The organism is Pseudonocardia thermophila (assembly GCF_900142365.1).
GTDB lineage: Bacteria > Actinomycetota > Actinomycetes > Mycobacteriales > Pseudonocardiaceae > Pseudonocardia > Pseudonocardia thermophila.
Genome location: NZ_FRAP01000037.1, coordinates 1 through 8258, shown reverse-complemented (window position 1 = coordinate 8258; position 8258 = coordinate 1). Strand labels below are relative to the sequence as shown.

Genomic DNA, 8258 nt, shown 5'->3' with positions numbered 1-8258 from the left:
AGGTGCCGGCGCCGATCAAGAAGTTGAGGTGCGAGTCCTGCACGATCGTTCGCAAGCGCTCGACTGTCAATCCATCAGCTGGCTCAGCGTTCGCCGAGGGAGTGGTCACGCGAAGCTCGCTCTTTGTCATAGCCTCCACGCTCCTGGTACTGCCCGCGCGTAGTCATCGATGCCGATGGCTTCGAAGTGGCGCTTGGCGGACTTGATCTTGGAGAGTTCGGTGGGGCGGAGTTTCGAGTCGTCGAGGGTGCTCTTCGTCTCGCGGATCATGTAGATCCGGTCCTCGCCGTCCTCCTGCTTGATGATCGCCCAGTCAGGGTTGTACGGGCCGACAGGGGTGTCGATCTTGAACTTGGCGGGCAGCTTCATGAACAGCTTGATGTCCTCGCGAGAGTCGAGCAGCTCCGCGAACTGGCGCTCGACGTCGGAGTCGAAGACGACGTAGTCGAAGTCGGTCTTCTGGTTGTTCTGCACCTTGTACATCTGGTCGAGGAAGCGCTCCTTCTCCTCCTCGCCGTCCTTCTGCAACTCACGCAGTTCGTATACCGAGCCCGCGATGCGCTCGTACTGGACGCCATCGACAAGGAGCGCGCCGAGTTCCGCTTTGAGCACGCGCTTGGCCATCGCAATGAAGTCGTTCGGGTTGCCGATGAACTCGCCCAGCCGGCCGCTGCCGATCAGGATGTCGACGATGGTCTTGCGGGTGAGGGAGGTGGCTTCCTGCAGCTCGGTGATGATGTCGGGCAGGTCGTAGCTGCCCTTGAGATCGGCCGAGCGGGTGCCGAGTTCTTCGCCCTTGGCGCCGCCTCGCAACACCTTGACTCCGGCGCGGGTGACCTGGATACGCAGCGCGTCGATCTTCGGCGCTTCACGGATCGCCCGGATGGCGTTCTCAATCAGCTGCTTACGCTCGACCTTGACGCGGTAGGTGGTCTTCTGGCTGATCGTCTCCCAGAACTCCTCGAACTCCGGAGTCGAGTACAGCTGCTTGTTGAGCACGCGCGGCTGACGCTTGCTCACCGGCTTGACGTACTTGCCGATGTTCGCGCGTTCGACCAGTTCGATGATGATCGGCTCAGCCCACGCGAAGTCGACCGGCAGGTCGAGACCGAAGCCGAGCTGGTTCGGCTGGAACTTCGGTGTGACCGTGCCGTCCTTGTCGATGAAGCCCTTGTCTTTGAGGTGCTCCCAGACCAGGACGGAGCGCTGGTAGCCGAACTGGTCATCGGTGAGCGCACCGTTCTCGTCCTGCCACGGGATCTTCGAGAACTCCGCCTTACGCACCCGGCCGATCTCGACGCCGGCGTCCTTGTACTCACGCTGGAGCGCGTCGGCGAACTTCGTGTACGACTCGTTCGCCACGACCGTCAGCGTCGCAACACCACGGTCAGCAACACGGGTGTAGCCGTCGTCCGTCTTTGCGACGGGGAGGCGCAGTCCACGGCCGAGGGTCTGGCGACGCTCAGTCTCAGCACCCATCTCGCGCAGGGTGCAGATCTGGAAGACGTTCGGGTTGTCCCAGCCCTCACGCAGGGCAGAGTGGCTGAAGATGAAGCGCACGGGCTCGTTCTCGTCGAGCAGTCGAGCCTTGTCTTGCATGATCAGTTCATAGGCATCGTCATCGGCTTTCGTCGTGCCGGACGAGTCCTGGAAGGTAGTCGTCTTGCCGCGCTTGATCTGGGAGAAGTAGGCCCGGCGCAGTTCGCTCGGCGCTTGCGGCAGCAGCTCCTGGTAGCGCGCGGACTTCGCGCGTTCCTCGACGAAGACCTCGTCGAACCACTGCACGAAGTCACCGTTGGCATCGTCGTTGTTCGTGCCGTCGCCCAGGTAGCTGGCGACCTTGTCGACGAAGAAGAGGCTGAGCACCTTAATGCCCTTGGCTCGCAGCATCGATTCCTTGCGCAGGTGCTCGCGAACGGTCTCGCGGATCATCTCCTTGTAGATCGCACCGGCTGAGGCACCGATGCTCTCGCCCTCATAGAGGAAGCCGTGGGTGGTGAGATCGACATAGGCAGGCTCGATGCTCATCTCGTTGATGCGCCAGCCCTCGTAGATCGGGTTGTTCGTCAGGCGCTCGTCCGACAGCTCCTGGTGCTGCTTCACGCTCACGACCCGGCGCTCAAGGGAGCCATCGGCCTTGCGACACGACAGCTCCAGCCGGGCCGACCACGACGGCTCACGCCGCACCTCAACCAGCTTGATATACGGCGTCGCGTCCGCGCCCTGCTGGGCCACCTCAGCGACGACGATCTGCTTCACCAGCCCAAGGTCGTGGGCGTCGACCGGGTCAAGCCGGTACACGACGTTGCGCTGCTTCTTGTGCGTCGCGCTGTAGCGCAGGGTGAACACCGGATCGAGTTCGCCGACCGCCGACTGCGAGAGCTGCGACTCCATATTCTGCGGCTCGTCCATGATCACGACCGGATGGGTCGCCTTCAGGTAGTCGATCGGTCGTAGCCCGTTCAGCTTGTCGCGCGTCTGGTGAATGATGCGGGTGTTCGCGTTGCCACGGATCGAGTCGATCGTCATGATCAGAATCTGCACGTTCGTCGACGTCGCGAACGACTGCACCTCCTCAGCGCTCTTACCGCTGTAGATCGAGGCATCGAAGGTGATGCCCTGCGGCTTATAGAGGTTCTCGAAGTGCTCGCGCATGAGCCGGATGCTCGTGCTGACACCCTCACGAATCGCCACGCTCGGCACCAGGATCACGAATTTCGTGAAGTTGTAGCGGACGGCCAGATCAAAGATCGTGCGCAGGTAGACGTAGGTCTTGCCGGTGCCGGTCTCCATCTCGATGTCGAAGTCGAGCGCGTCACCTGCAAGCGACGACGCGACCTCGAGGCCGTTGCGATCCTGCACACGCTGCAGGTTCGCGAGGATCAGGTCACGATCGAGCACCAGGCGGTTACCGACCGCGCCGACCTCCTGCGTCAGGTCGATGTCAAGTACCGACTGATCCGAGTCGGGCAGCACCGCCGCACCGCGCAGAGTCGTGACCAGCTTCTCTGCGTCTTTCGGCTGCCCGTCGAACAGGTCGACCACGGACGCAATCGCATCCAGCTGATACGGCTGACTGGCGTCGAACTGAAATCCTGATCCGCTCGCTGTGCTGTTCTTCATACTCAGGCCGTCCAAAGCTCAATGCCCTTGCTCTTGCAGAGCTGGGCCAGGTTGGTCTTGAGTTCGTCGTCGCCCTGGAATGCGTCCTCGAGCACGATGATCCGCGTCGGAGACTCATCCACAAGCGCGCGGAGCTGCTCGAGGGTCGGCTTCACATGCTCGTTCAGATACGCCAAGACGGCGACGTCGCCATCACGGTCACGAACGAGACGAACATCGAGGCCACCAATCTCGGCAGGCGAGATGTCCTCGGTCAGCGAGTAGCCCTGCTTGAGCAGGATCTCCGTGAGCAGATCGTCGACAGTCGCGTCATCGGTCGCACTGTCACGAAGGCTGAGCAGGTGCTGCTGCAGCGCGTCCTCCTCAACATCACTTGAGAGACGCCACTTCGAGAAGTTGGTATCGGCCAGCTTGTATGCTCGGAAACCGGCATCAAATCGTACGTCGTGCGTAGAGGTCAGCTCTTCGTGCTCCTCACGGATCTTGTCACCGGCGCGTCGTATTCTCTCGCGAGCAATATCAGCTATCGTCGCGAAGCCAGCCTTCCGCGCGCCGGACTTATCCGGAGTCGGTTCAGGCAGCTGAACCGAGATAGAGCGACGCCTTCCCCCATCCTCCGCATTAAGCTGCATAACAGCGTGGGCAGTGGAGCCAGACCCGGCGAAGAAATCGAGGATGATGGCGTCTTTGTCGTCTCCTCCTGCCAACTTGAGCCAACGGGCGAGAACGTGCTCATCTTTCGGGAAATCAAAGATGCCTGGCCCAATAAGGCGAGCGAGACGTTGCGCAGCTGTTGTACGAATCTGCGTAAAGACCGACTCGACCACTTGCTCGTCAAGTTCATCGAGGAAGGTCTTCCCGCGTGGGATCTTAGATTCATCGGGGCCGAACTCAACGAGACCAGCCTCAATCTGCTCCCGCAGTCGATCTTCGGTGAACCTCCAGCCGGTACTGGGCACCGATACCGGTTTTCCGGTGACCGGATGCAAGACGTCGAACTTGGGGCCACCGCCTCCAGGCCAACCTAGATCCTTATCCGCGTTGTAAACGCGCCCCTGCGCATCAATGTTCTTAAACCTACTTACGGCAGGCGTCAGATTTGACTTAGCAGAAAGCCAAGAACGGAAACGTCGAGTCGCGCTGGCTGCATCGTGCCCGCTCTCTTCCCAGATTTCCTTCGCCGCGGTCAGTGCATCGTCGACTCCTGCCTTGCGCTCTCGCCATCGGGTCTCGTGCTCACGAAGCCAGCTCTCATTGCGAACATATATAAGCAGATAGTCGTGCCCGACAGATACGTAGCGTGAGTCGTTCTTACGGCCGCCCTGCCAAACGACCGAGGCGATAAAGTTCTGCTCGCCGAATACTTCATCACAAACCTTGCGGAGGTGAGCAACTTCGTTGTCATCAACTGAGATGAAAATGACACCGTCATCAGTAAGCAGGTTCCGCGCGAGCTTAAGGCGCGGGTACATCATGTTGAGCCAGTTGGAGTGGTAGCGGCCCTCGGTCTCGGCGTTGGTCGAGACTTTCTTGCCCTCCTCGTTGACCTGGCGGGTCCACTCGAGGTAGGTGTCGAGGCCCTCTTTGTAGTTGTCCGGGTAGACGAAGTCCTTGCCAGTGTTGTACGGAGGGTCGATGTAGATCATCTTGATCTTCGCGTGGTAGTGCTTCTGCAGAATCTTGAGCACTTCGAGGTTGTCACCCTCGATGAAGACGTTCTTCGTCGTGTCCCAGTCCTTCGAGTTCTCGAAGTCGGGCTTCAGCGTCGCCGTGGTCGGCTCCTGCGCCGCGCGCATGGCGCGTTTCTTGCCGGGCCAGAACAGTCCGAACCGTTCCACGCCATCCGCGACGTCGTCGTCGAGCAGTTCCTTGAGTTTCTCGACATCCACCTTGCCGTCGGCGATAGCCTCGGGAACCAGATCGGCAAGCTGCGCTGCCAGCTCGGTCCGGAAGTTCGGAGTAGTGGATGGTGTTTCGTAGATCTCGTCAGTCATTCGGGTGATTCTCTTTCATGATTCTAACAATTTGCGTCGGGTTTGTGAATGACCCGTGGTCTATGTGACAACCCGCCAGCGAATCGTGAACAGGTGCTCGGTCTCCTGGGTTCCCTGGAGAGCCTGCTCGATCAGCTCGAGGTATTTGTCGGCCTCGGCGCGGAGCTTCTTGCGCGCGTCCCGGAAGTCCTCGTCGGCCTCCTCGGCACGCTGCTCCCACTTGCGGGCCTCTTTCTTGAGTCGTAGCTGTTCCATCGGGTCGTCGGCCTGCCGGGCGAGCTTGCGGGCTTCCTTTTCTTTGGCTCGGTACTCGCGGATCTTGCCTTCGTGCTCGGCCTTGCGATCCTGCTGATTGCGGTAGAGCAGTTCCTCCTGCTGGTCGTAGTAGCGGGAGTTACGGCCCTGGACTTCCTTCTCCAGCTCCGCCCGTCGTGCATCAAGGTGCGGCGTGAAGCGGCCCTCGTCGATCGTCACTGGCTGCGTCCCGACGTCGATGCATGCGAGGTCGAGGATGTCTGCGACGTATTCCTCGTCGAGCCACCGGCCGTCGTCGGTCAGCGCGCCGGCGAGCATGTAGGACTCGGAGATGTCCTCATCGCGTGCCTTCATGCGGAAGGTCGCAACGCTGACGGTGAGTTCGCCGCTGATGCCTTCCAGCGCACGGATCGCGCTGCTGACCCGCTCCGACTCGCTCAGCGAGAACGTCAGCTCACGCGCCGGCGTGTCGTGGGTCTTTGAGGTCTCGACGACGTGTTGGGCGAGGGGGCTCGCGTAGCGGTACTGGTGGGCGTTGTCGAGTGGCTGGGACTTGAAGAAGTAGCGCCCGGTCGGCGCGTCCTTCACCGGGGACCGGTTCAGCACGAAGGTGCGTCCGTCGCCCTCGAAGGTGGCGTACTCGTCCAGCTCGTGCCGGGTTACCGCGAGTAGGAGGCGTTCGAACTTGTTGAGCACCTCGCCGGACTGGGTGTCATACGCCTTGAGGCGATCCTGGACGTGTGGGTCGAGGTTGTCGAAGACCTTCGCCTTGGCGCTGGCCATCTCGCGAGAGATTTCGCTCGCGTACTGTTCCTCCAGTTCCTTGAACGCTGAGTCCAGTTCCTCGGCGGTTCGGCAGCGGGTGAGGATGTCGCTGATCGTCTTCTCGAAGTCCAGGCCATCCTCGATCGCTCCGAGTACCTCGTCGCTGGCACCGAACACGCTGGAGAACAGCTGGAACTTGTTCGTCAGCAGCTCCAGGATGCGCTGCTCGGCGATGTTGCCCTTGTTCGAGAAGTTCACGACGACGACGTTGTGCTTCTGCCCGAAGCGGTGCACCCGACCGATGCGCTGTTCGACACGCTGAGGGTTCCAGGGCAGGTCATAGTTGACGAGCATCGAGCAGAACTGCAGGTTGATGCCCTCCGCGGCGGCCTCGGTCGCGATCATGATCGTTCCCTCGGTGCGGAAGTAGTCCACCAGCGCCTTGCGGCGATCCACTGCGGCGATGCCGGTGATCAGGTCGCCGTCCTTGTTCTTCTCCAGCCACGCCTGGTAGATCGCGGTCTGCTCAGGCCCGTTGTTCGAGCCGTTGAAGAGCACGAGTCCCTCGCCACGACCGGCCTCACGCAACGAGCGGGCAATGTACTCCTGCGTCTTGGTCGAGTCCGTGAAGATAATGGCCTTCTCAGGAGCGCCCAGCTCACGCAGCCGTTCGAAGCCAAGGTCGAGCGCCTCACCAAGCTTGACCGCCTTCTGGTTCACGGTGATCGAACGAGCAAGCGCCGCGTACTCGCGCAGCTCGGCAACCTCAGCACGCATCGCCTCCAGCAGCGACTCGTCCAGCGGCAACGAAGACGGGCGGGAACCGTTGGCGGTGCCGTCGATCTCCTCGGCTTCCTCCAGCTCCTCGCTGGTGATCTCATCGTCGACGGCGAAGTCGGCTGCCACGAGGCCTCCTCGGCCATCGCGGCGCTGTCCGGCCGCGACCTCGTCCGCCAGGCGGTTCGCAATGTTCTCCAGCGTGCTCGCGACCGCATAGGTCGATGAGCCGAGGCGCTTACGGATGATCAGGGCAGAGAGGTGACGCTGGCTGCCCGCGAAGGCGAACAGCTCGTCGCGCTGCAGGTAGTCGTTCACCAGGTCGTAGAGCCGCGTCTCGTCCGGCGACGGGGTGAACTCGACCGTCAGCGGCAGGCGCTTCGTGAAGTGGATGTACTTGTCGGCGTCGCGCCGCAGCGTGCGCTTCGAAACCGCCGCGACACGCTCCACCAGGTCGTCGTCACCGCCAAGGTCGCGATTCTTGACATACCGCTCACGGAACGCATCAAGCGAGTAGAAGTAGTCCGGGTCAAAGATCGACACCAGCCCATACAGTTCCTCGAGCTTGTTCTGCAGTGGCGTGGCGGTCAGCAGGACGGTCTTGTGTGCGCCCTTGACGATGTGCGCCACCGCCTCGGCAGCCTTCGTCTTACCCGTCCAGTAGTTCCGTAGCCGGTGTGCCTCGTCCGCAACCACGAGATCCCACGCTTTGAGCAGCGAGGTCTCATGCCGGAGCGCGAACTCGTAGGAGCAGATCAACACCTGCGCCGAACGGCCACCCGCAGCAGCAAGCAGCGAGTCCTTCGACTTCGGGTCGAGGATGGCAGACGGGATGAGGAACTTCTCGTACAGCTCCTGCTGCCACTGCTGCCGCAGACTCGACGGGGCAACGATCAGGATGCTGCGGCGGCGCTCGGCCCAGTACTGCGATATGACGATGCCCGCCTCGATCGTCTTACCGAGACCCACCTCGTCAGCGAGGATCACGCCCGGCAGGAACGGTGTCTGCAACGCGAACAGAGCCGCATCGATCTGGTGCGGCTTCGGCTCCACCTGGGCATCGAACAGCAGGCCGGCGAGCTTGCCGACGTGATCGTTGGCGTAGCTGCGCTGCAGCTCGTGCGCGTAGTACTTCGCCTGGTAGTCAGTCAGCCGCGAGGCCATCAGCGTGCCCTCCGAGCAGGCCTTCGCGAGCGCAACGAAGCCGCGACGGCTCGGTGGCCGTCGCAGCGGGATGGTCGTGCCGCTCTGCGCTTCATCGGGTTGTGCTCCTCCGCGCCGAGGGCGCGTCTTAAGTTGTTCACATAGTGCCGTGTCCTACGGTACCGGCGGCCTCCGACACTG

At 61.8% G+C, this 8258-nt stretch carries 3 protein-coding genes; all 3 read right to left on the bottom strand.

The genetic code is table 11. From position 1 onward, the window contains the following. Positions 1–126 precede the first annotated feature (126 nt). The 3 genes from BUE41_RS29270 to BUE41_RS29260 are packed head-to-tail and all read right to left on the bottom strand — an operon-like array spanning position 127 to position 8078. Positions 127–3123, bottom strand: a complete 2997-nt coding sequence (locus tag BUE41_RS29270) for a restriction endonuclease (RefSeq protein WP_073460601.1) — start codon at positions 3121–3123, stop codon at positions 127–129. Between the two features lie 2 nt (positions 3124–3125). Then, the gene (locus BUE41_RS29265; RefSeq protein WP_073460600.1) at positions 3126–5117 is read right to left on the bottom strand and encodes a site-specific DNA-methyltransferase; all 1992 of its coding nucleotides are present in this window, start codon (positions 5115–5117) and stop codon (positions 3126–3128) included. A 60-nt stretch (positions 5118–5177) separates the two neighbouring features. After that, positions 5178–8078 carry an SNF2-related protein gene (locus tag BUE41_RS29260; protein WP_073460599.1) on the bottom strand — a complete coding sequence of 967 codons (2901 nt, stop codon included), beginning with the start codon at positions 8076–8078 and terminating at the stop codon, positions 5178–5180. Positions 8079–8258: the final 180 nt, after the last annotated feature.

Coding starts and splice junctions, on each gene's coding strand:
- BUE41_RS29270 (WP_073460601.1), bottom strand. CDS start 3,123: ATGAAGAACAGCACAGCGAGCGGATCAGGATTTCAGTTCGACGCCAGT.
- BUE41_RS29260 (WP_073460599.1), bottom strand. CDS start 8,078: ATGGCCTCGCGGCTGACTGACTACCAGGCGAAGTACTACGCGCACGAG.
- BUE41_RS29265 (WP_073460600.1), bottom strand. CDS start 5,117: ATGACTGACGAGATCTACGAAACACCATCCACTACTCCGAACTTCCGG.